Raw genomic sequence first — 24,651 nt, 5'->3', positions numbered from 1 at the left:
TGATACCAATCATCAAGCGCTGAAGGCAGCTATATGGATTTTGATTTTAACGTAATATTAGTTCCCATAACCTTATTCTTAGGGCTTATTTGGTTATTGGATAAAGTATGGTTCAAGCAGCATAAGCGTCAAACGGCGTCATCTTCTAAAGAGGTGCAAGCAGCACATGAGAATTTAGCTGCAAAAAAAGACGCGTATATTTCGGCGCTATCCAAATATGATATGAAGCATATCAATCCAGATGAGCTTCTAGACCCTACAGCTCTGAGCACTGCACCTATTGAAGTTAAGCAGACAGAACGTGAGTATCGAGAGGCCAATCGTCACTACCGTATTGCCACAACGGAACCTTCAACTCAATCCTCAAATGAGCATTTTCTAATTCGCTGGGCGCACGATTACTTTCCAGTACTGGCAGTGGTATTAGTGGTTAGGTCATTTATTATTGAACCTTTTAATATTCCATCTTCTTCAATGGTTCCTGCATTGTATACAGGAGATTTTGTTGCGGTCAATAAGTACGCATATGGTATCCGATTGCCATTAACTTACAATAAGGTAATAGATAACGGCAGTCCTGAACATGGGGATGTGGCTGTATTCCGTTTTCCTGAAAATCCTAAAATATACTATATCAAACGAGTGATCGGCTTGCCTGGTGACACCGTTAGTTTTAATAATGGTCAGCTATACGTCAATGGTGAGGCTATACCTACTGAGCAGGTGGACTTCTCTGCAGATAAAGCATTGGTTGAACGACTCTATACACCAGTAAAAGGAAGTGATCCAAGTCGTGAATGGGATTTATCGCCCAAACAGGCAGTACAAAATGCTTTCAAAGAAGAATCAGCGGCCAGTTATTATCGTGAAACGCTAGGTGAACATGATTATCTACGTCGCTACTTAGCTCCAAATCTACAACACGCTGCCTATTCAGAATTTTTGGATCAACCTATCTCGCACGCTAGCAACTGGGAGGTATCCGTTCCTAAAGATAGCTATTTTGTTATGGGTGACAATTCAGATCGTAGTGAAGATAGCCGTTTTTGGGGGTTTGTTCCAGACAGTCATTTGGCGGGCAAGGCCGTCTACGTATGGATGCATAAAAAACCAGGTTTGAATTTACCGACATTTAGCTACAACCGATCCATTGATTAAACTCGTTGCTTGTCTAAATATGTAGTGATATAAGAGTAGTTTTTGATACATATATAATAAAATAGTTATAATCTTTTGCTATAAACGCTTTGCAGTCAACCTGTGAGGACACGGCCTAATTTGATTTTTAACGTCTTATTTTTAGACGTCTTATTCAAAGAATGATTATTTAATAGAATAACTGCTAAATATATAAATGGTGTCTCATTCAATATTTTGAGACGTGAAAATATTTCAATGAAGTAAAATGTAATGCCTAATAAGTTACCACCCCAACAGAGATATACTAAATTTGAGCAAGGTCTTTTAGTGCTCGAAAATAATCTTGGGTATAAATTTAAAGATACCAGTTTAGCGAAACTTGCCTTAACGCATCGATCATATGATGGCAAAATAAATTACGAGCGTTTAGAGTTCTTAGGAGATGCTTTACTAGGAATGATAATAGGTGAAGCTTTATATTATCAATATCCTAAGCAAAATGAAGGTCGTCTAACCCGTATGCGGGCGACTTTAGTACGTCAAGAATCACTCGTTATTGTGGCTCAAAAGCTACATTTATCCTCGCATTTAATACTGGGTGTGGGTGAACGTAAGGGAGGTGGACGTGAACGTGCTTCTATTTTAGCCGATGCTGTTGAATCTTTAATTGGGGCAATTTATTTAGACAGCCAAAGCATAGATACGGTAAAGGAATGTGTTTTAGAGTGGTTCTCTGAATTAATTGATAATGTGAATGATCAACGTGTTCTTAAAGATGCTAAGAGCCGTTTACAAGAATGGCTACAAGGTTATAAATTTGAGCTACCTAACTATGCGTTGTTAGAAACGCAGGGTAATGCGCCTAATCAAATATTCGTGGTGCGCTGCGAGGTAGAAGTGCCGCACAGTACGCCTATCATAGAGTCTGGCGAAAGTAGACGTATTGCTGAGCAGAAAACGGCGGAGAAGATGATTAACCAATTAAATAAGTTGGTTAGCGAGCGAATTGTTAAAATCAAGCCTTAATACCTTATTAGATTTAGAAGGGTAGATTACAACAATTAGATTAAGACGCATATCTCGTATTTTCTATATAATCTCATTTCTTATAATTTTACACTTATAACTCGTTTATTATTACTTATAACTTATCTATTATTAACAGTCACTTTTACTTCTCCGATTGTCTTGTACTACTTTAATTGTAGAATAAAGTTTAAGTGAACTCACGACACGAATTTTGTTCTTTTCAGCGTCTATATTCATATGAATATCAATAATAAATATCGGATTAAATGGTTTATGAATAACACTTCAAATGATCAGGATCTAAAACAAGATACAGAATCAACTATTGATAGTTTTTTTGATAGTACACCTTTAGTAGAGGATTACCGCGCAGGTTATGTAGCAATAGTAGGGCGGCCAAATGTAGGCAAATCCACATTGATGAACCATCTACTGGGTCAAAAGCTTTCTATTACTTCGCGTAAACCACAAACGACACGCCACCGTATATATGGCATTTTATCTACCACTGACATGCAAGCGGTATTTGTCGACACCCCAGGTATTCATCGCAATGAGGTACGCCTTATCAATGAACGCATGAATAAAGCGGCTATATCTTCATTAATCGATGTTGATTTAGTGCTGTTTGTCGTCGATGGTGAGCAGTGGCGTGAAGATGATTTACTAACCCTCGATAAAATTGGAGAAACTAAGACCCCCGTCGTATTGGTTATTAATAAAGCTGATACTATCAAGGACAAAGGGTCTATTCTACCCCTTATAGAAACTTATCATGAAAGCTTTGATTTTGCTGATATCGTGCCAGTTTCAGCGCTTAAAAACCAAAACTTGGAGCGTCTGCAATCGGTGATTAGGTCACATCTTCCTCAAGGTGATCCTATTTATGACACCGAACAAATTACAGATCGAAGTGAGCGTTTCTTAGCCAGTGAGATCATACGCGAAAAAATTATGCGTCAAGCAGGGGAAGAAGTCCCATACGATTTAACCGTTCAAATAGATGAGTTTAAAGACGAGCATGCGCATGTTGATCCAAAAACAGGACGTAAACGAAAGGCAATGACATTTATAGATGCCACTATCTTTGTTGAGCGCAATGGTCAAAAAGCGATTGTTATTGGAGATAAAGGCTCAAGAATAAAGCAGGTCGGGATTGCCGCACGTGAGGACATGGAAGCTTTATTTGAACGTAAAATTATGCTAAATCTTTGGGTTAAAGTAAAACAAGGGTGGTCAGATGATGCCCGTGCATTGAATAGCTTAGGGTATTAAGTGATTGTCTATTAATAAATACTGATTTAACAACTATTGACCGAAAACACAGAGGGGTCGCTGATGCGTAATGAGCCAATACATGCTTATAGTTTACATCAACGGCCTTTTCAAGAAAAACGAACCATTTATTATTTATTAACCAAGGAATACGGGATATTACATGGCATCGCTCAAAAAGGTATCCCGCAATTTGTTCCACTTACCTTATTTGCAACAGGTAAAAAGTCCTTAAAAACCTTTCAGCAGATTACTATTGATCAAGCGGCGCTTAAAGCAAGTGCTCAAACAGCATCTCATACAAACGTCCAATCTTCACTTGCTAAGCATTCTACGAGCTATCAATCAGCTGAGCATGAGTCAGTAAATAAACCGCACGCTCATCAGACTACGATTAGTTTAGTAGGCCAGCAGCAATATGCAGCTTTATATCTGAACGAAATCACCATCAAGCTGCTTCCTGTAGAAGATAGTGTTCCTAGTGTATATGAACAGTACCAACACACCATTGCTCAATTGCATCAATTCTTATCCATGACTGAGTTGAAGCTTATTTTACGTAATTACGAAACCGTGCTTTTTCACGAGCTAGGTTATGCAATTGATCTTGATCAAGACAATCAGCAGGACACTATCCATCCCACTAATTGGTACCGATATACCCCAGATAGTGGTTGGCAGGTACTTGATGTAAATGACATTGATGTAAATAACGTTAAAGCGGGCAATTTAGGTAATTCAGACATAAAAACGCTAGCTATCAAGCCAATATCAGGGAAAGAAATAATAAATATGCGTGAAGGCGTTAGCTTGCAAACACTAAGTAGCTGGTCTATTTTACATCGTCAGCTTATAGATGCTTTGTTTGATTATCAGCCTCTGCATAGCCGGGTACTTTGGCAGCAGTTTAACCGTTATCAATAGTTGATTGTAGGAACTTAAGCGGTGGTCATTGTTTAGTGATAATGTACTTTGATTAACTATGTATGGTTTGTACGTCAAGTACGATTAAGGACAGTCAGTTTTTTTAAAGGCATAAGGTTTGTAGCGAAATAAACCCTGCTGATTTATAGAGATTTGATACATATCTGTTGTTTTGCCAGAGGTAGGGCAATACTTAATGTGTCCAAAATGCCCACGTGGTGAACCAGAATCACCATAAAATTTAATATAATTTCTTCTACCCGCTCTAAGATAGATGCTGCCATAATCTAAATTTAGCAGCTGCTTTGATATAATTTTATTAAGGCGTTTATCAAATTTATTATTACCATCGTTGTCACTAAATATTAAAATAGCATGATTAGCGTTTTTATCGCATACGTTATCTATGGTTGCTGGACATAATATAATATTTTGACTCTGAATAAGACTTTCTGATTTTGCAATTCTGTATGATTGAATTATGTAACTTCTAATCTTTTTTGATTCCCAGCTATGCAGGGTCGAATATAAATTGGGTATGGCAATAGTTAGTAATATTGCTATGATAGAGATTGTAAATATTAATTCAAAAAGGGTAACCCCCTTTATTGTTTTAATCAATAATATATTTTTCGATATACTTTTACGCTTAATTGCTATACCTTTAATGGTCTTCAAAAATATACCTCGTGTATGTATAGCGTCTTAATAATGTCGGTCGATACATAGCCATTAATTGGTGATTTAATATTCCGGACTTTATTATTAGCTTATATAAATTTAAAAATTAGGTATACTAATCTATTTAAGTGCGCATATCTACTTATCTATAATATTTAATGAATATATAATGGCACATATATTCTGTAAACCTAATTTATCAGAACGATAGACTTAAATTGATTTATATTTTAATGTCAAATTTTGTTACATTTGGTGAAAACTCAATGTAAATGATAGAACATTTGAAGACCTTGTAATAAAATAGTCCGCAGAGAGTTATAGACACTTTTTATTACCTGTAGTGTGTTTATAATGAAACTTTAAATATTTTTTATCTAACTTTATATTTACTTTTTATGTAGCTTTTGAGTATAGCAGTGATTATATTTGTATATGATTAGGTAGTTTGTTCACAAAAACTTGTTGTAAACTATTTTAATTGTATATAAGCTATCATATGAATGTTTAAATAGTATCTAAACCTATGCTAAATTGGGTGTGATGCTGCAAATTAGTGGTATATAAAGTTTATTCATACAATAATTGTCCTTTGGAGGAAGTTTATGAAACTTAATAAAATGACGTTAGCTATAATTGCTGCAGCTACTGCACCAATGATCGCTTCAGCTGGTGTAACCGTTAGTCCATTATTACTTGGTTATCACTATACCGATAACGGTGATACTGTAGAAGACATGGAAAAAAAGCTTGGCTTCTCTGAAGAAAGCGATCTGTATACAGGTGCTGCTCTTGGTATTGAATTAACACCTTCTACTCAATTCCAAGTTGAATATGGTGTTTCTGATTCTGATGCTACTACTAACGATGGCGATGTAAAAATTGGTAAATCAGAGCATGAAATGATCTCTGGTAACTTCTTAGTAGGTTTTGATCAGTTTTACGGTTATAACGACAGCCCATTTCGTCCATACGGTTTGATTGGTGCTGGTCAGTCTAAAATTGAACTTACAAAAGATTCAGGTGCAACTGCCTCTACTAAAGATACTATTGGTAACCTAGGTTTAGGAGCTATGTATCGTGTCAATGATGCTTTAAGCTTACGTGGTGAAGCGCGTGCAATCCATAACTTCGACCATGACTGGTGGGAAGGTATGGCTTTAGCAGGTCTTGAAGTCGTTCTTGGTGGTCACTTAGCACCAGCTGTTGCAGCACCTGTACCACTTGTTGAACCTACACCACCTGTAATCCTTATTGAAGCAGATAAAGATACAGACGGTGACGGCGTACTTGATAAGTTTGACCAATGCCCTAATACACCACCTAATGTTGTGGTTGATAGCGTAGGTTGCCCAGTTCAAGAACAATTGGTTGATGAACTGAAAATGGAACTACGTGTATTCTTCGATAACGACAAATCTGTAATCAAACAGCAGTATATGCCTGAGATTGCTAAAGTTGCTGAGAAGATGCGTGAATATCCTAACTCTTCAGCTAGAATTGAAGGTCATGCTTCAAAAACTGGTCCATCAGCTAGTTATAACCAACGCTTATCTGAAGCACGCGCTATTGCTGTTAAAGGTGCTTTAACTAATCAGTTTGGTGTTGCACCAAACCGCTTAAGCACAATTGGTTATGGTTATGAGCGCCCAATCGCGCCTAACGATACTGAAGAAGGTCGTGCTATGAACCGCCGTGTATATGCTGTTATCACTGGTAACAAAACAATGACTGTTGATAAAACTATAAACTAAAATTATTAGTAATTTCCTAATTATTTAATAATGATTTGTTTAGTTTCAAAAAAAGTCACCAACTTGGTGGCTTTTTTTAATGCTCTAGATTTAATAGTTAGCAACTCATGTCAACACATATTTAAAACTAATTATTAACTGTCATATATTAGTGTTATACTGCACCCCTTAAAAAGTAGTTATTTATTACCCGCAAAATATTGAGTCTTTAAAATTATGTCAAATGAAATAGAAAATTTACGCAATATCGCTATTATAGCTCACGTTGATCACGGTAAAACCACTCTTGTTGATAAACTATTACATCAATCAGGTACGTTCGATGATCGTGCAAATATTGCAGAACGCGCAATGGATTCAGGCGCAATTGAGCAAGAACGAGGCATTACGATTCTTGCAAAGAACACAGCCATCAAATGGCAACATCCTGATAGAGATACAGAATACCGAATTAATATTGTAGATACTCCAGGTCACGCCGACTTCGGTGGTGAAGTTGAACGTGTCATGTCGATGGTAGACTGCGTTTTACTTGTAGTTGATGCTATAGATGGCCCTATGCCACAAACGAGATTTGTTACCCAGAAAGCTTTTGAACAGGGTTTAAAACCTATTGTTGTTATTAATAAGATTGATCGCCCTGGTGCTCGCCCTGACTGGGTTATGGATCAAATCTTTGATTTGTTTGATAATTTAGGTGCTAGTGATGATCAGTTAGACTTCCATATTGTCTATGCTTCGGCCTTAAATGGGGTCGCAGGTTTAGACGCGGACAATCTTGCTGATGACATGACGCCACTATTTGAAACCATAGTAGATGTTGTTGAACCACCACAAGTAGATGCTGATGCACCGTTTCGTATGCAAATCTCTAGTCTTGACTACAACAACTTTGTTGGGGTTATCGGTATAGGACGTATTGAACGTGGTCGTGTAAAAACAAACACACCAGTAACGGTTATTGATAAAGATGGTAAAACACGTAATGGCCGTATTCTAAAGATTATGGGCTATCATGGTCTTGAACGTATTGAAGTTGATAACGCTCAAGCGGGTGATATTGTATGTATCACAGGTATTGATCAACTTAATATTTCAGACACCATATGTGATCCTGATCATGTCGAAGCGTTACCGCCTCTAACAGTCGATGAACCTACGGTTTCAATGACGTTCCAGGTTAACAATTCGCCTTTTGCTGGTCGCGAAGGGAAATTTGTCACCTCACGTAATATTCGTGAACGTCTAGATCGTGAACTTATTCATAACGTTGCATTACGCGTAGAAGATACTGATTCAGCAGAGAAATTTAAAGTTTCAGGTCGTGGTGAGCTTCATTTGTCAGTACTAATCGAGAACATGCGCCGTGAAGGTTATGAATTGGCTGTATCTCGTCCTGAGGTTATCGTAAAAGAGGTAGATGGCAAACTTCAAGAGCCTTATGAAAATGTTATATTTGATGTTGAAGAAGAGCATCAAGGCGCTATTATGGAACAAGTTGGGTTGCGTAAAGGTGAAATGTCAGACATGCAGCTTGACGGTAAGGGTCGTATTCGTATCGAAGCGACGATGCCAGCACGAGGCTTAATTGGATTTCGTTCTGAGTTTCTAACTTTGACCTCGGGCTCTGGTATTTTAACCTCAAGCTTCTCACACTATGGTCCGCAGAAAGCTGGTGAAGTTGGTGGTCGTACAAATGGTGTATTAATTTCTATGGCTAATGGCGTTTGTTTAGGTTACGCATTATTTAACTTACAGAAGCGTGGTAAGCTCTTCGCTGAGCCTCAGCTTGAAGTTTATGAAGGTATGATTGTTGGTATTAATTCACGTAGCGATGACATGGTGGTTAATCCAACTACAGCTAAGCAGCTGACTAACGTACGGGCGAGTGGTACTGATGAAGCCTTGACATTAGTTCCGGCGATTAAGCTGACATTAGAGCAAGCGCTTGAGTTTATCGAAGATGATGAATTGGTTGAAGTGACACCTAAGTCTATTCGTCTTCGCAAGCGTTATTTGACTGAAAGTGAGCGTAAGCGCCACGGCCGTAAGAAAGAGAAGTAATGGATAGTGAGTATTATTAAGTTGTTGATATATTTAATATTAATTTAGCTTACAAATTAAATACAGTAACGCTTATATCTCAAGGGTTAACATAGCACACTTATGTTAACCCTTATTTTTATAAATTTTATTTGGAGAACAGTTTATGAGTATGATGTCAGAATTTAAAGAATTTGCCTTGAAAGGTAACGTCATGGATCTTGCGGTAGGTGTTATCATTGGTGGCGCATTTGCTACCATTACGACTTCATTGGTCGAAGATATCATCATGCCTATAGTGGCGTTTATATTTGGCGGAGAATTAAACTTCGAAAATATGTTTGTTATTTTAGGAGACAAGCCAGAAGGCGTAATGATGTCATATGAAGCTTTAAAAGAAGCAGGTGTACCTGTTTTAGCTTACGGTAACTTTATTACTGTACTTATAAACTTCTTAATCTTAGCATTTATTATTTTTATGATGATCAAAGGAATGAACTCACTTCGCCGTAAAGAAGAAGCACAAGAAGATGCGCCTGAACCATCAGAAGAGGCTTTATTGTTACGTGAGATTAGTAGCAAGTTGAATAAATAATTGAATAGATAAATAAATAGTTTGTATATAATTATTTAGATATTTGCGCTTCGTAATATACTTAACGAAATCTAATGCTATAAATGATATCTAAAAGCGTTGAAACTCAAATTTATAGTCAAACTAAAGGGGTGAACATTATTGACATGTTCACCCCTTATCTTTTTATTAGTTAGTTCAATTGAGCGATACACATAGCTTATATAAACTATTCAGGTAGTACGATCACATTATCATTGGTATTAATTAAAATCTCTGAAGGCTGATCTACAATAATTCTAATCTGATTGTCAGTTTCTACCTGTGATTTATAATAATTATCTTCAGCGACGGTACATCCTAAACATCGATTCATGGCCTCCCAAGGCTCTGCGACCATTTTCTGCGCTGCCATATCACTGTTACCGCCCGCAATAGAGAAAGGAAGGCTTACGACATAAGCGGCCGTCCCAACGATGGCATTGACCAGTTGTAGGGGTTTACTAACCACTGTATCTACAACCATAGTTTCATAGGAGGGGCCGAAGTCCTGTTCATCAATCTCTATGGCAGCAAAACTTGGCGTCGCTATCGTTAACGCTAATCCAAGTGCGGCAATGGTACTAAATTTACTGTTTTTAAATTTAATGGTGCTGGATTTAAATGACATGTTATATCCTTAAGAGAAACTCAAGTTAATAATTCTTGGATTCGTCAACAAACTCTAGGCTTTGAAATTTGTATAAAAGTTTATTAAAGCAAGTTGTGTCTTCTTAATCAAGCGATGAATCAATTAATTCAAAACTAAATAAATATGAGGCTCAGTTAAACATTCAAATATGGAACTGGCGGTGACTATTTGTATTCAATAAGTAGAGAAATTTTGGACACTTAGTCTTTCTAAGATATAAAATTTATCAATGCAGTGGAATAAAGTAGTCCTAATATATGAATGTTTAACAGACCCTAGTTCAACTTTATACTAATTTAAATGCTGACAGTTAGGACAATAAGTACTTGATCGTCCTGAGATAACGGTCTTTTCTATAGTGGTGTCACAATTGGGACAAGGTTTATTAGGTTTGCCATAAATATTTAACGTTTGTTGAAAGTATCCAGTTGTACCTGCAGCAACTGTAAAATCACGTAGCGTTGTACCGCCCTTTGTGATTGCACGTTTAAGAATTTCTTGTATATGAAAGGCAAGCTCATTCAGTTGTTTTTTATTTAATGTATGGGCAGGCGTACTAGGATGTATCTTAGCAAAAAACAAACTTTCAGTTGCGTATATATTCCCAACACCAACGACAAATGTTTGATCCATAATAACCGATTTAATTGGGCGTTTGATAGGCTGTAAAGGACGCTTTGAGCTCTTTTTAGACAACGTGTTTTGAGTAATACGGTGAATACGATCATAAAGGTAGTCACCCGTAAATGCATCGCTTAATGGCTCCGCGCCTAGATGATCAAATAGTTTATTAGCATAGTCATCAAACCACAATACTGCCCCAAATCGGCGAGGATCATGATAATGAAGCTGAACAAGGGGCTGATTGATCGCGTCTGGTTGATGTAGATTCAGCTGAAACTCAATAATTAGATGATCGTGTTTACGTTTTTCAGTGCCAGCTTCAAATTGCTGCAAGCTTCCAGACATACCTAGATGAATGATCATCTTTTTAGTATAAATTAAATGATCTATCTTATTACAATCTTTGAACGTGGGTTCATCTTTAGTAAAAGTTAAAATAAGATATTTCGCTCGACGTTCAACATGTGTAAATACATAGCCTTTAAGTGAATCTAAGTCGCTAGGTATCGGCCAGCGTAATTTTGGTTGAAAGATTTGGATATTTTGAACTTGTGCACCTAATAAGGGATCAAGGCTTGATTTGGTAGTTTCAACTTCAGGAAGTTCAGGCATAACGATGGTGCTCATCAAAACAACAGCTTTGTACTTACTGTTTACTTATTAGAAGATATGGGGTTTAAATAACTTTAGGTAATGAAGCAATAGTTTCTGTAATAAATAATATTTGATAGCATAAAGCTTCTCGAACCATATACTTACATTTATACAGCGCGTCTTGCATGTAGAATACCGGGCTGCTGTTCGAGCTTAGCCAAAAGCTTGGACAATTGAGATAAGCCTGTCACTTCAAGTTTAAACTTTAAATGAGCGACATTATCATCATCACTATTGGTATCAACCCCTCTGATATTGATGTTCTCTTTATCAATTACCTGAGTTAAATCTCGTAGTAAGCCTCGTCTATCATAAGCTTCTACAATTATCTCGACAGGTTGGAAACTGGTTTGCTGAGAAACCCATGAGGCAGGGATCTGGCGTTCAGGCTCTCGCTCAATCAGTCGAGCGTACTCAGCACAGCCACGATTATGAATGGATACGCCACTACTCAAGGTGATAAAGCCAGCAATTGGTTCACCATAAATAGGCTGACAACAGTTAGCAAAACGCACTTGTATATTATCTAATCCATCTATATTAATTTTATAAGCATCTAAAGTGCCGGTTACTTTTGGATGGACACTTGGCGTATATTCTTTTTCTTCTTTGTCAGAAACTAAGTCAAGCTCACGAGATATGTGACCGGTTAGCTGATGCAGGCCAATATCACCAGTAACCAGCGCCACTAAGATATCATCAGGATTATTAACGTTAAAATGCTTGACGTAATCTTTAAGGTTGATGCTGTTCGGATGTAGAGACAAACGCGTCAGCTCTTTGGTAAGCATTTGTTTACCAATTTCTAAGTTTTTATCACGGTCTTGTTTATTAAACCATTGGCGTAATTTGGCGCGCGCCCGCGTCGTATGAATGTAACCAAGAGAGGGTACCAACCAATCCCGGTTAGGTTCACGCGAAGATTTGGTTATGATTTCTACCTGCTCACCTGTTTTCAATTGATAAGTAAGGGGAACATAGCGCTGGTTTACACGGGCAGCTTGCGCACTATTACCAACTTGCGTATGGACATAATAAGCAAAGTCCAATACGGTTGCGCCTTTTGGCAATTCAGTGATATCTCCGTCTCGACTAAAGACATAAATATGTTCAAGCTCGCCAAAGTCATCTAGGGGCTCTTCATCTTCATCATTATCAAAGTCATCAATGAGTTCACTGGGTAGGTTTTTATTGGTGGTATCACTACCCGCTAGTAATAGCTGACGTAAAGAATTTATTTTTTGATTCAGATAAGTATCTTGTTTGGTTTTGCCACCTTCTTTGTAATTAACATGCGCACACATGCCAAGCTCTGCTTCAAAATGCATTTGATGTGTGCGAATTTGAATCTCTAAGGATTTATGATCAGCAATAACCGCCGTATGCAGTGAACGGTAACCATTGGCTTTAGGATTAGTGATATAGTCATCAAATTGATCGGGAATATGACGCCACATGCCATGTACCAAACCTAGAGCGTGATAACATTCTGCTTGGGTATCTACTAGGACTCGTAGGGCCCGTATATCATAGAGCTGATGAAAAGACAGGCCTTTGAGCTTCATCTTTCGGTAGATTGAATAAATATGTTTAACACGCCCAGATACCTCAGCCTTGATACCAGCGTCTGCTAAAACTTTTTCGAGCGCGTCTTGTACCTGTTCGATATAAGTTTCACGCTCACTACGCTTTTCGGACAATAGCTTAGCAATTTCTTTATAACGCTCTGGCGCAAGATATCGAAAGGCAAGATCTTCTAATTCCCATTTAATTTGAGCAATGCCCAACCTGTGTGCTAATGGCGCATAAATAGTCATGACTTCGCGGGCCACACGTTGGCGACGTTCTTCGCTAGCATAAGAAAGCTCACGCATCGCAAACGTACGTTCTGCAAGTTTAATGAGCACGACACGCACATCATTGGTCATGGTAATCAGCATGCTATAAATATTTGATAATTGCTCACGCTGATTTTTAGCAAAATGATCTTCTAAACGTTTATTACTCTCAATCGTATCAGAGAGCTGACCCATTGCGAGCGCATCTTTAACCAGCGTTGCAACTTCACTACCAAACTCTTCTTTAATACGTTCGCTTGAAATAAGTTTGGTACGTGCTGCACGATACAGCATTGCCGCAGTGAGGGCATCTTCATCCTGATAAAGATAGGTCAAAATATCTGTCATACCAATACCCGTCATATATGCAGTAGAGCGCTTTCCAGCTTCTGCCTGACTTGATTTGGTACCTATAATTTCGCATGCTCTAGCCAAATCAGGTAAATCCTGAATATCGACACGCTCAGAGACAGCCTTTAGCCACGCTGGTAAGTCAATAATAGTATTAATGGCTAAGGTGTCATCTTTGGCAGGCTCATCAGTAAAGTTGCATTTAGCCTCAGACTCTAAGGACATTGACTCTGAATATGCGGGGTCTTTATCATTATGAGAGTAGGTGAGACTATCAAACTTAACCCTTTCAATTAAGTTTGCATCGTTTAGGGGAAGATAGTCTGCTTGAATAGAGCGATCCATAGCGGTCGTCAGCTTAGAGGTAGCCAACTGCTTTTTTAGGTCTTCGTTCAATAGATTAAAGGAGGTGCGTGAACCTGGTTTATAGTATCCATGTTGTTGCTGTGCAATCATCTGTGCAGCTAGGGAAGCACTGTCTTCTGTAGTTGTCTGACCATCTATTAATGGCAATCCATCACGAACCTTTACCAAACCTTCCTCCCTAAACATAGATTTATAGCAAGCCACACAGCTAAGCTTTATTCTATTAACAATTTATATCCAAAATACTTTATAACTTATCGTTTTATAATTAATCGCTTTATACCCATTTCGATTCAGCCCCATATGATGTAGATCCAGTCGCTCTTAAACTGAAATTAGGGTCTGTTTAACCATCAATAGTAATATCTAACCATCAAAAATAACATTTCTAAAAATTAGAATATTAACCACTCATATAATTAAATATAAGCACGATAAGAGAGGAATAAGACTATAAAGCTCTATTATTAAAACTTGATGTTATGGTACCACTCAATTATCTCTAATATGCCTCAAAATTCAATACGAGCTATGTTAGCGGCTGTCATACGCCAGTAACAATACTAACCTTTATTAACCTTTTCAAAACGTGCAATTGATTCCACATGGCCGGTGTGACAGAACATATCCATGACGCCTGCATGAGTTAAACGATAGCCTTGTTCGATTAGCGCTTTAGTATCGCGAGCTAGCGTTGCAGGATTACAAGACACATAGACTATACGCTGTGCATCAAAACGAGGAAGATATTGCATCATCTCCCATGCTCCCGAACGAGGAGGATCTATTAAGATGGCATCAAAGCCTTGCTGGGCCCACGGTTGGTCACTAAAATCCTGCGTAAGATCTTGATTGTAAAATTCGGTATTAGTAATCCCGTTTCGTTTGGCGTTGTCTGATGCGCGCGCAGTCATGGCATCAGAGCCTTCAACACCAATTGCCAGACCTTGCTTACCATCGGCGCCGCCAACTAGACGAGCTAAAGGCAAGCTGAAGTTACCCAAACCACTAAATAAATCTAAGACACGTTCACCAGGTTGTAACTCAAGCAAATCACATGCCAGTTTGGTCATTTTGCGATTAACCGATAGGTTAACTTGAGTAAAATCAGTTGGTATGAACTCATAGGTTAAATCAAACTCAGGTAGCTGGTAGTACAAACGCCCAAATTGCTGCGTGGTATCATCTTGATCATGTAAGGCGATGCGCTCAATGCTATCGGGTCCTTTAGGTTGCAAATAAAGCTGCCAGTTACGTGCTTTAAAAAAAGCTTTGAGCTTATCAATGTCTTGTGAGTCTAAGGGCTTGAGGTTTCTTAAAATGAGCGCGACTGGTTGAGTACCATCTGGTAGTTGTGATTGAGTTTCACCCATCGCAAGTTCAATTTGCGCAATATTTGAGCGGGCATCAAGAGAGCTTATTAGTGCCTTTAGGTTTTCAATTTCAAACCCTATACGCTCATCCAAAATATGACATTCATTTAATTCTGCTAAGAAGTTGCTATTACGTTCCCTAAACCCTACTAATGCCGTTTCTTTTTTAGGGACATAACGCACACCCATACGCGCCTTAGTGCGATATCCTAAGCGGTCACCAATGACAGGCGCAAGCCAATTATCAGGTTGCACACCCGCTTGATGCTCTAGCAGTTCGGCCAATACCGTCTGTTTGAATGCAATTTGTCCGTCTGGTTGCCAGTGCTGAAGGCTACACCCGCCACATACGCCAAAATGTGGACAAGGCGGTGTTTGACGCTCAAGATGGGCGTTATCAATCAGTGCTACCGCATCGCCTTCCTCAAAACTTTTACGGCTATTGGTTAAGCGTACTTGTACGCTTTCATTGGGTAACGCAAAGCTTACGAACACTTTTTTACCGTGTTTATCTTCAATATGACCATCATCAGTGCCGTATTCATTACCGTAAATAGCTACGCCGCGACCATCATGGGACAGCCCATCTATCTTAAAGGGAAGTGGGGGTGCATCTTTTAATCGCCGACGCACTCTTGAGCTTGGTTTAGATAGCTTTTTGCTTGGGGCGTCAGCAATAATTTGTTTTTTAGATGTGTTTCTTGAGGGATTATCTTGCATCGTATCAGTATCGGTGGGCTGCATAGACCTGCCTTTAGGTTTAAAAGTACTTAGAAGAAATGTTCAACAGACCCTAAACTACATGAATGTATCAAGGATATGTATTTAAAACAGTCATATATAGAATTAACTGTCTTATAATTGAGTAAAATGAATAAACAGATAGGTTGTGAATTACTAATAGGTTGTGAGTTACTAATAATATATGGAGATGATTTTAACACATTAATAGCAGAGTGAATGAACCGCGCTAGGAGACTAATGTAAAATAAAGGGGACAAAGAAAATTTAGTTTACTTAAAGCCAGTTGTCCAAGAAACTTTGATGACGCACATCGCCGTTTTCTTCAAGTTTTGAGGATAAATAAGAACGGGTTTGCGACTCCCATGCGATATAGTCATCATTGCTAATCTTACCAGATAAGCGTTGCCAACGAAGATAGATGAGCCATGTATTTAATACATCAGATTCACAATAAACAGCAACAGAATCTAGTTTATTATCGCGAACCAGATCGCCCACCATACTGCCTTCAATGTCTGTCTTTCCAGGAAAGCCATACAGACTTGCAACCACATCCATCGCCTCACGTCGGCTAGCTCCATATTGACTAAACCTGTCCATCAAATCTAAATGGCGAGTATGGAAGCGATTTACATAATTATCAAAGCGCAGGTTTTGGAGTCTATCGCCTTGTTCGAACAATAAGGGAGCCGATATTTCATATTGCATGGCACGATAGATAAGTACGGGAATATCAAACCCCGAACCGTTCCAGCTGACTAGTTGTGGCAAGCTAGTAACGTCTTTAAAGGCGCGAAAGAACTTTTCGATAATTTGCCGCTCGCTCATAGTTTCAACTGTCAAAGAGAACAGCGACAAATTGCCGTCTTTGATATATAACGCGGATATACAGACTATACGCTGTAGAGGCAAACGCATAAATTCATGTCCAGCTTCTTGAACACGTAGGCTCGTTAGCGCCGTTAGGGTTTCTTCATCATTGAGTGACGCAAGCTCAGGATACACACGTCTTGCCCCATCAATATCAGCAATTGTCTCGATATCAAATACCATTAATGGTGAGCTTAGGAATGGTGAGCTTAGGAATGGCGAGCTTGAGGACGGCGAGCTTGAGGACGGCGAGCTTGAGGACGGCGAGCTTTGGAATTCCGAGCTGGGATAAGACGAGTGGGAGAATTTGTTTGCCATTAGTAGACCTTAATGCAATCAATGAATGAAATGACCTTCAAAGTTTTTTGAAAGTTATTCAGCGGTGAATAACCCCGTTGATAAATAGCGATCACCGCGATCGCAAACGATAAATACGATAACAGCCTCTGGCTGAGTGTCTTTAATTTCTTTTGCAACTTCAAGAGCGGCCCATGCGGCCGCTCCAGAGGAGACGCCAGCAAGTATGCCCTCAGTACGAGCAAGTTTGCGCATATAGACTTCGGCAGTATATTGATTGATATCGATAACGCGGTCTACCACACTAGCGTCATAAATTTCTGGACGATATGCCTCTGGCCAGCGGCGGATGCCAGCGATTGAAGACTCATCATCAGGCTGAAGCCCTATTATTTGGATATCTGAGTTTTGCTCTTTGAGGTATTTTCCAGTTCCAGATATGGTGCCTGTTGTTCCCATAGAGCTTATAAAATGGGTGATGCGCCCCCCAGTTTGCTCCCAAAGCTCTGGGCCCGTTGAGTAGTAATGTGACGCACTATTATCAGGGTTTGAAAATTGATTAAGTAGAACGCCCTTACCTTGTGCTTGTAGTTGTAATGCTTGATCACGAGCCGCTTCAATACCCTCATCCACTTCAATAAGCGTGGCACCATAGGCTGCCATCGCATCTTTTCGCTCTTGGGTGGAATTGGTTGGCATCAATAGCACCATCTTATAACCGCGCATAGCAGCCACCATGGCGAGTGCAATACCTGTATTACCACTTGTTGCTTCAATTAACGTATCGCCAGGAGCAATATCACCACGCTTTTCAGCTTGTAATATCATATTAAGTGCAGGACGATCTTTGACGGAACTGGCAGGATTATTACCTTCAAGTTTAGCCAAAACTTGTACATGCTCATTCGCACCTTCAAGTTTGGGCAGCCGCTGTAGTGCGACTAAAGGCGTATCACCGACAAAGTCCGATAAGGTTTTAATTTTTGAGATTGGATCTGCATTGAGGGCAGGGGTATCTTGTGAGACAGGATTAAACTCTGACATAAAATCTCTCAATATTCATTTGAAATTGGGTTTGTAAAAATTTGGTTTGTGAAATAATAGCTCAGATTATATCACTTTGTTAAACACCAAGTTATCTGCAATAAGTGCAAAAACTGTTACACTTAGTCTATATAGCCCCTATATTTATATTCGTGCATTTGGGTGCTTATGTTGTATAAGCTTATGTTTAATAAGCTCAAGTTGCAAAAGCTGATGTTGTAAACGCCACTGCAAAACAGTAGGTATCATAAAGGTTTAACTATAATGCGAAAGAAGTTGCTAAAGACAAGTAGTGCCTACTCTCAGCTCATCCTAATGGTTTTTATACCTATCGTGATATTGGCAGCTGTTGGCGCGTATCTTGTTAAAACCGAATCTGATCGATCAATCCGATCGCAACAGCGAAGCCTTGCTATTGCAGCATTGGTGCGATATGAACCCATGATTGAGAGTATATTGCCAGATATTATAAGCCATCGGAACACATCTGAGGGTTATCCAAATGCTGATGCTAACGATGATATTATGAAAGGTAATAGTAATGCTCCTATTACTGATACGGCCAATGACGGGAATATTAGAGATAAGGGTATTGGAAAAGGGGATATTGGAGAGGGTGATGTTGAAGACGAGGAAAATATTGCCTCTCCAGGTAAACATATTGCTTCTGTAGATGAAATTAATTCTATAGATGAGATACATAGCAGCATCGGCTCATTACTTACCTCAATGAATAACAACCAACACATTCAGCGAATTGCTATCTTCAATGATCACGGTAGTATAATTGCCTTTTCAGGTAACCATGAGCCATTGAACGGACCCACCCATTGGCATGATTCGCAAAAAGAAAATAGTGCGTCACCAACTTTTGCAGAAAATATAGCGCAAAAGATAAGTGAAAATAATTCTACATTTATTGAAAGTATCCCAACCTCAATGGGTACGGCTTATGGGCATTTAATCGGCACCTATGCAGGGCAGCGCTATTGGATGTTCATAGAGATGGATGATGAACCTGTAACCATCGCTAGGTTAAAAGTATGGTTGGGTCTCGGTATCACCGGACTGTTTACATTAATTATTCTATTATTAACCCTAAATATTTATGCCAAGCGCTGGATTGCGCCTATATATGACTTGCGGCTCCATCTACAGCAAATCACCCCTGAAAATATGTTCCATCCTGTCAATATTAATTCAAGCGGCGAGCTGAATTTATTGCAACAAGATTTGGTTAAAACATTGCGCCGCTTGTATGCAGGCTTTCAAGATTTAAAAGATCATGCGGATCAAACGGAGGCAGATTTAAGGGATGCTTTTGATGAGATGGAGATGCAAAACATTTTCATACGTGAAGCACGCGACCAAGCTATAACAAGTAGCCAAGCAAAATCGGCTTTTTTAGCCAACATTAGTCATGAGCTGCGCACCCCTCTTAATAGTATTGATGGTTTTATTAACTTATTAGCGCGTCATGGAGATCTAACCTCAGAACAGGATTTGTATGTACAAACCATACGCAAATCTTCTGCGCATTTATTAGCACTTGTTAACGATGTATTAGATTTTTCTAAAATTGAAGCAGGCAAGCTGGTATTAGATAAACATGAGTTTAGTCTATATTCTACTATCTACGACGTTATGGACATGCTATCCCCATTGGCAGCTGAGAAAGGTCTGCGTATGGCGGTCATGTACTATAACGATGTGCCAAATAGCATTGTCGGCGATGCATTGAGGGTTAAGCAAGTCCTTACCAATTTAGTAGGTAATGCCATTAAGTTCACGGATGTTGGTGAGGTTGTGGTGCGCGTGGGGATAGATCATGTTGAAGCGCTAGAAGCAGATGATTTATCCTTTAGTCATAGCACTAAAGACGAGTCTTTAAATAAAATGTCTAAAGCCAATATGGGTATGATTCACATCGCCATTCAGGATACTGGACAAGGTATTCCTGATAATGTTAAAAAAGAGCTATTTAAGAGCTTTAGCCAAGGTGATCCTTCAATCACCCGTCAATATGGTGGAACAGGGCTCGGTTTAGTCATCTCAAAGCAATTGACGCGTATGATGGGTGGTTATATTGGTTTTTATGACAACAACACCCAAGCTGAGGGAGATGGCCGGGCACTGGTTGATGCAAGTTATGTCGTACCTACAGTCACTAAACATCAAGTCAATACAGGAACTACCTTTTGGTTTAGTATTCCTTCAAATATAGTGCTAGATGACCCAGATGATATTGTGTTCGGAGCCAACCTTGATGAGTTAGAAGGTGAAGAGGAATTAAAGCTTCCTGTTTTACATCCATTCGGCGAAGGCGCGCATCAACAAGACCAGCCTATTGAGATGCTGACTTGGATTAGCCACACACCTACCATGCAGGTATTTTCAGCAATGCTTCGGCCGCTGAGTATTAATGTTAGCGTCGCTCGATCACTTGCTGGAGCGCTCGAGAAGCTCAAGGAGAGTAGCAATCGCTGGGACTGGGTCATTATTGATGGCGGTGATAGTCAAGGTAGAGAAGATAGGGCGGCGTTATTAAAACAAATTAGACTGCATTATCAGGGCAAACTTGCGATTTATGGATATCAAGTGTCTCTAGATGCGACCTTGCTGGAGCGCTATAAGGCTTCTGCATTGTATCAACCACTCGATAAACGTCAGCTTTATCGTCTGCTTGACACCAGCTCATCTGATAAGACCGCGATGGTGGCAGCGCCCACATGGAAAGGAATAACCGTACTGGCGGTAGATGATCATTTGCCAAACCTACTTGTCTTAGACGCCTTGTTAAATGAGCTTGGCATAGAGGTAATCACTGCCAATAGTGGCTATGATGCTATTGATATCATTAACAAACAGATTCTGTTCGAAACTCATCAATTAGCAACTGGAGATAACGAGGAATTTGAGCAGACAACGGATAGCCAGAAATCTAATCGCTTAAAGTCTGATAGCTTGAAGTCTGAGAACATACAGTCAAGTCGCTTAACATTTAATAACCAGCAGCCTAGCCATCATAGAAAAATAGATTTAATCTTTATGGATGTACAGATGCCGCGTATGTCAGGCGATGAGGCCGCGAGTAAAATACGTCAGTTAGAAAAAGAAGCTCGAAAAGAGTTCAAGGATTATCAGCGTCATATACCTATTGTGGCCTTAACCGCACACGGTATGGCAGATGGTAAAGATAAGCTGATAGCTGCGGGTATAGACGATTATGTGGGTAAGCCTATAAGTCGTCCACAGCTACTACAAATCTTACAGCGCTGGCTGGGTAAAAGTAGTGATATATTAACCAGTGAGCTGAGTTCGATGCAGCCAATGTATAAAGATGCGCTAACTAATTCAGATTTAGCTGATCATGTTGATGCTGAGGATTTGATGGTGGTGGACTGGAAAGATGCGCTTGTACGTTCAGCCAATAAACCGGAGCTTGCAAAACAGCTGCTAACGATGATGCAAGAGTCTGTGCCTGATGAAATAGAAGCATTAGTAGCTGCTTGGGAGATGAAAGATCGTGAAGAGTTAGCGCAAATAGCACATCGTATATTGGGTGCTAGCCGCTACTCTGGCGTCCCGCAAATAAGGCAGGCCAGTCAAGACTTTGAAGACAAATGTTTGTTAAACGTGCAGCATACCACGCCGGCTCAGTTTGCGATGCTCGAAACATATTATGACGCGCTGATAACGGCGTTACAATCGCTGCAAGCTCTAGATATTCAAGCTCATATCAAGGAGCAGATGGCGGCTAAAGATGATAAGCCGCTTAGCGAGAATGACATGACTTGGAAAATGATCTAATGATGTGATTCAGTCAAAAACCAAATCCTATAGTTAAAGAAGTCTAAAATGCAGACAAGGCAACCAAATTCAAGTACTACTCATGTCGGCTTAGCGAGGCAACACCGTAACCGTTTAGTAGTTCGCTGACTATATTTTAATTTGAACCCCAAATAACTACGACTTTAAAAGGTGACACCCTAATGTCAAAAATTTCTCAAAAAAACTACCAATTGTTAACGTTGTCTGAGGCGAACGATATTCTAACAGTAACGTTAAATCGACCACATAAAAAGAACGCCATGAGTCTAGATATGATGCGTGAACTTATTGATGTTGCAAAATATCTCAAAAAAGACCGTACAACACGCGCAGTTATCATCAATGGATCGGGAGACATCTTTTGTGCAGGTATAGATTTAGGTGATTTAAATAGTCCCAGTAACGCATTGTTTGGGTTGTATGAGCTGATTAAGCCCGTTCAAAGTATTTTTCAGCGGGTGAGTTTGATATGGCGTGAAGTTCCTATGCCCGTCATCGTTGCCACACATGGTTATTGTATTGGTGCTGGCATGCAGGTAGCCCTCGGGTGCGATATACGCATAACCTCACCAGAATGTAAGTTCTCTATCTTAGAAGCTAAGTGGGGACTGGTACCCGACATGGGGCTTACGCAATCTGCCTTTCATGTCTTGCCCGCCGATGTGTTAAAAGAATTAACAATGAGTGCCCGCATGGTAGATGCTCATGAAGCCAAAGAGTTTGGACTAGTCACCCATATTGACGATAATCCTTACGAACGTGCTCAAGCATTGGCTGAAGAATTTTCCAATAGATCTCCAGATGCCGTATTGGCAGGTAAACGGGTGATTAATTGCATGACAAAACAAAGTGCTGGCGCTTTATATAAAGAAAAAATGTGGCAACTTAAACTGATGGGAGGGGGACGTAATCGTAAACTTGCCATTAAAAGAGCCAAAGACAGCAGTGTTGAATTCTTAAAACGACAGTTTAGTTAGTTATCATCAGGTACAGCATGCGTAATTTTAATTAAACCATAGAGTGAATCATTAGGTAAAAGTAAACATATTGGGTATCATAGCTGCTTATTTAGTTTTTAGTCGTTAGGCCATTATATAGGCTACGGTTAAAATCTAGCGATTCAATCAAGTCATCGATAACTGCTCAGGATTAAACCAAACCCTACGATCTAAATAAAGACTGATATACCCTTTATTTAACACGTCATGTAAGAGCTTGAACATCCTTAAATATTAGATTAGCGTGCCTTTATGTCTACTAATTCCAACTATCAGAACCGCCCATTAAAAAGTAAAAAAGCATCCGACCCAAAGCTGCCAGTTGCTTGGATTATGATGTTAGGACTGATTGTAGCTATCGGTCCTTTATCTATTGATATGTATTTACCTGCCCTGCCTACTATGGCGGATGACTTTGAGGTGAGTACCGCTCGTATTGCAAACTCTGTACCCGCCTATTTTGCGGGGCTAGTATTTGGTCAATTGATTTATGGGCCACTAAGCGACCGTATAGGGCGGGTAAAACCTTTATATTTTGGCATGACCCTTTACGTTATCGCCTCAGTAGTTTGCGCAACGACTCAAAGTGAATATGTATTATTTGTGGCGCGGACTATGCAGGCTTTAGGCGCGTGTGTTGGCGCCGTGGTAACGCGTGCGGCAATCAGAGATACCCTTGCGCCAAAACAGATGGCAAAAGCGTTTTCAATAATGGTGCTGGTAATGGGTTTGGCACCTATTTTAGCCCCATCGCTTGGTGCTGCTTTTTTACAGTTTTTTGATTGGCATGCTATATTTTGGTTTTTAGCAGGTTTTGGGGTTTTAAATTTATTTTTAACTAAGTTCTTTTTCAATGAGACGCTGGCGGAGGAGAATAGAAGCTATCGGCCATTAAATACCATATTTGGTCAATATATAGATTTATTAAAAGATGCTTCTTTTGGCTATCCTGCTGTAGGTGCTGGTTTATTAATGGGCTCTATGTTCGTTTATATCAGTGCAGCGCCTGAGCTACTTATGGATGGGTATGGTTTGACTGAAGCCCAGTTTAGTATAATCTTCGGTATGAATGCTGCAGGTTTTATTTTACTGACGCAAGTTAATCAGTTCTTAACCAACCGCTTTCGTCTGATTCACTTACTGCGTTTCGGTGCAGTTATGCAGGCCATAGCTTCAGCATGTTTGTTACTGCTCGGTATTATTTATGGAGAGCAAGCTTGGCTACCTTTGGTTCTGGTTAGTATCTTTTTTTGTATTGCAGGATTAGGATTAACTCAGCCCAATGCATCCGCTATTGCCTTGGCTTTTCAGCGTCATCGTGCAGGTATGGCAAGTGCACTACAAGGCTCATTAATGTTCTTTGTGGGTATCTTTGGCGGACTGTTACTTAATATGTTCCCTGTAAATCCTGTATTCAAACTCGGTGTCACCATGTTTATATTGATGAGTCTTGGTACCTTTTTAATCTTTAAAATTGACAGCTCGCTAAATTTAGATGACGCGGATTAAAGTCGATTAATAAAAAGTCGCTTAATAAAAAGTCGTTTAAA

General features: G+C 39.5%; 17 protein-coding genes and 1 pseudogene. 11 read left to right on the top strand and 7 right to left on the bottom strand.

What is annotated here, in order from left to right:
- Positions 1-33 precede the first annotated feature (33 nt).
- The 5 genes and pseudogenes from AC2SLP_RS00975 to recO all read left to right on the top strand — a co-directional run.
- Positions 34-153 (top strand): annotated as a pseudogene (locus tag AC2SLP_RS00975) (signal peptidase I); the annotation flags it as partial.
- A gap of 69 nt (positions 154-222) precedes the next feature.
- Positions 223-1,158 carry a signal peptidase I gene (gene lepB, locus AC2SLP_RS00970; RefSeq protein WP_486534819.1) on the top strand — a complete coding sequence of 312 codons (936 nt, stop codon included), beginning with the start codon at positions 223-225 and terminating at the stop codon, positions 1,156-1,158.
- A 252-nt stretch (positions 1,159-1,410) separates the two neighbouring features.
- Positions 1,411-2,166 carry a ribonuclease III gene (gene rnc / locus AC2SLP_RS00965; protein WP_486534752.1) on the top strand — a complete coding sequence of 252 codons (756 nt, stop codon included), beginning with the start codon at positions 1,411-1,413 and terminating at the stop codon, positions 2,164-2,166.
- 276 nt (positions 2,167-2,442) lie between these two features.
- Positions 2,443-3,444, top strand: coding sequence for a GTPase Era (era, locus tag AC2SLP_RS00960; protein ID WP_486534751.1), 1,002 nt, complete (start codon positions 2,443-2,445; stop codon positions 3,442-3,444).
- 63 nt (positions 3,445-3,507) lie between these two features.
- Positions 3,508-4,368: a DNA repair protein RecO gene (gene recO, locus AC2SLP_RS00955; RefSeq protein ID WP_486534750.1), complete on the top strand. Its 861-nt coding sequence runs from the start codon at positions 3,508-3,510 to the stop codon at positions 4,366-4,368.
- Between the two features lie 84 nt (positions 4,369-4,452).
- Here the strand turns inward: recO and AC2SLP_RS00950 are convergent, their stop codons facing one another.
- Positions 4,453-5,046 (bottom strand): prepilin-type N-terminal cleavage/methylation domain-containing protein, encoded by a 594-nt coding sequence (locus AC2SLP_RS00950; RefSeq protein WP_486534749.1) that lies wholly within the window; start codon positions 5,044-5,046, stop codon positions 4,453-4,455.
- 608 nt (positions 5,047-5,654) lie between these two features.
- Between AC2SLP_RS00950 and AC2SLP_RS00945 the strand changes: the two genes are divergently transcribed.
- The 3 genes from AC2SLP_RS00945 (at position 5,655) to mscL (ending at position 9,441) form a co-directional block, all read left to right on the top strand.
- Entirely contained in the window at positions 5,655-6,803 is a 1,149-nt protein-coding gene (locus AC2SLP_RS00945) for an OmpA family protein (protein ID WP_486534748.1), read from the top strand.
- 216 nt (positions 6,804-7,019) lie between these two features.
- Complete coding sequence (gene typA, locus AC2SLP_RS00940; RefSeq protein WP_486534747.1) at positions 7,020-8,867, top strand: translational GTPase TypA; 1,848 nt, start codon at positions 7,020-7,022, stop codon at positions 8,865-8,867.
- A 145-nt stretch (positions 8,868-9,012) separates the two neighbouring features.
- Positions 9,013-9,441, top strand: coding sequence for a large conductance mechanosensitive channel protein MscL (mscL, locus tag AC2SLP_RS00935; RefSeq protein ID WP_486534746.1), 429 nt, complete (start codon positions 9,013-9,015; stop codon positions 9,439-9,441).
- 208 nt (positions 9,442-9,649) lie between these two features.
- Here the strand turns inward: mscL and AC2SLP_RS00930 are convergent, their stop codons facing one another.
- From AC2SLP_RS00930 to cysM, 6 genes are all read right to left on the bottom strand, one after another.
- Positions 9,650-10,090 (bottom strand): hypothetical protein, encoded by a 441-nt coding sequence (locus tag AC2SLP_RS00930; RefSeq protein ID WP_486534745.1) that lies wholly within the window; start codon positions 10,088-10,090, stop codon positions 9,650-9,652.
- Positions 10,091-10,402: 312 nt separating this feature from the next.
- The gene (mutM, locus tag AC2SLP_RS00925; protein WP_486534818.1) at positions 10,403-11,347 is read right to left on the bottom strand and encodes a bifunctional DNA-formamidopyrimidine glycosylase/DNA-(apurinic or apyrimidinic site) lyase; all 945 of its coding nucleotides are present in this window, start codon (positions 11,345-11,347) and stop codon (positions 10,403-10,405) included.
- A gap of 149 nt (positions 11,348-11,496) precedes the next feature.
- A complete protein-coding gene (locus tag AC2SLP_RS00920) occupies positions 11,497-14,130 on the bottom strand; it encodes a RelA/SpoT family protein (protein ID WP_486534817.1) in 2,634 nt (877 codons plus the stop codon).
- A gap of 377 nt (positions 14,131-14,507) precedes the next feature.
- A complete protein-coding gene (gene rlmD, locus AC2SLP_RS00915) occupies positions 14,508-16,061 on the bottom strand; it encodes a 23S rRNA (uracil(1939)-C(5))-methyltransferase RlmD (protein WP_486534744.1) in 1,554 nt (517 codons plus the stop codon).
- Positions 16,062-16,334: 273 nt separating this feature from the next.
- Positions 16,335-17,249 carry a 3'-5' exonuclease gene (locus AC2SLP_RS00910; protein WP_486534743.1) on the bottom strand — a complete coding sequence of 305 codons (915 nt, stop codon included), beginning with the start codon at positions 17,247-17,249 and terminating at the stop codon, positions 16,335-16,337.
- Between the two features lie 54 nt (positions 17,250-17,303).
- Positions 17,304-18,272, bottom strand: coding sequence for a cysteine synthase CysM (gene cysM, locus AC2SLP_RS00905; RefSeq protein WP_486534742.1), 969 nt, complete (start codon positions 18,270-18,272; stop codon positions 17,304-17,306).
- Between the two features lie 264 nt (positions 18,273-18,536).
- Between cysM and AC2SLP_RS00900 the strand changes: the two genes are divergently transcribed.
- From AC2SLP_RS00900 to AC2SLP_RS00890, 3 genes are all read left to right on the top strand, one after another.
- Entirely contained in the window at positions 18,537-22,082 is a 3,546-nt protein-coding gene (locus AC2SLP_RS00900; protein ID WP_486534741.1) for a histidine kinase dimerization/phospho-acceptor domain-containing protein, read from the top strand.
- Between the two features lie 182 nt (positions 22,083-22,264).
- Entirely contained in the window at positions 22,265-23,080 is an 816-nt protein-coding gene (locus tag AC2SLP_RS00895) for a crotonase/enoyl-CoA hydratase family protein (RefSeq protein WP_486534740.1), read from the top strand.
- Positions 23,081-23,353: 273 nt separating this feature from the next.
- Positions 23,354-24,610 (top strand): multidrug effflux MFS transporter, encoded by a 1,257-nt coding sequence (locus AC2SLP_RS00890; protein WP_486534739.1) that lies wholly within the window; start codon positions 23,354-23,356, stop codon positions 24,608-24,610.
- The last annotated feature ends 41 nt before the right edge of the window (positions 24,611-24,651 follow it).

The organism is Psychrobacter sp. CX21 (genome assembly GCF_057396255.1).
The sequence above is the reverse complement of the archived record's forward strand: the minus strand, read 5'-3'. Positions and strand labels throughout refer to the sequence as shown.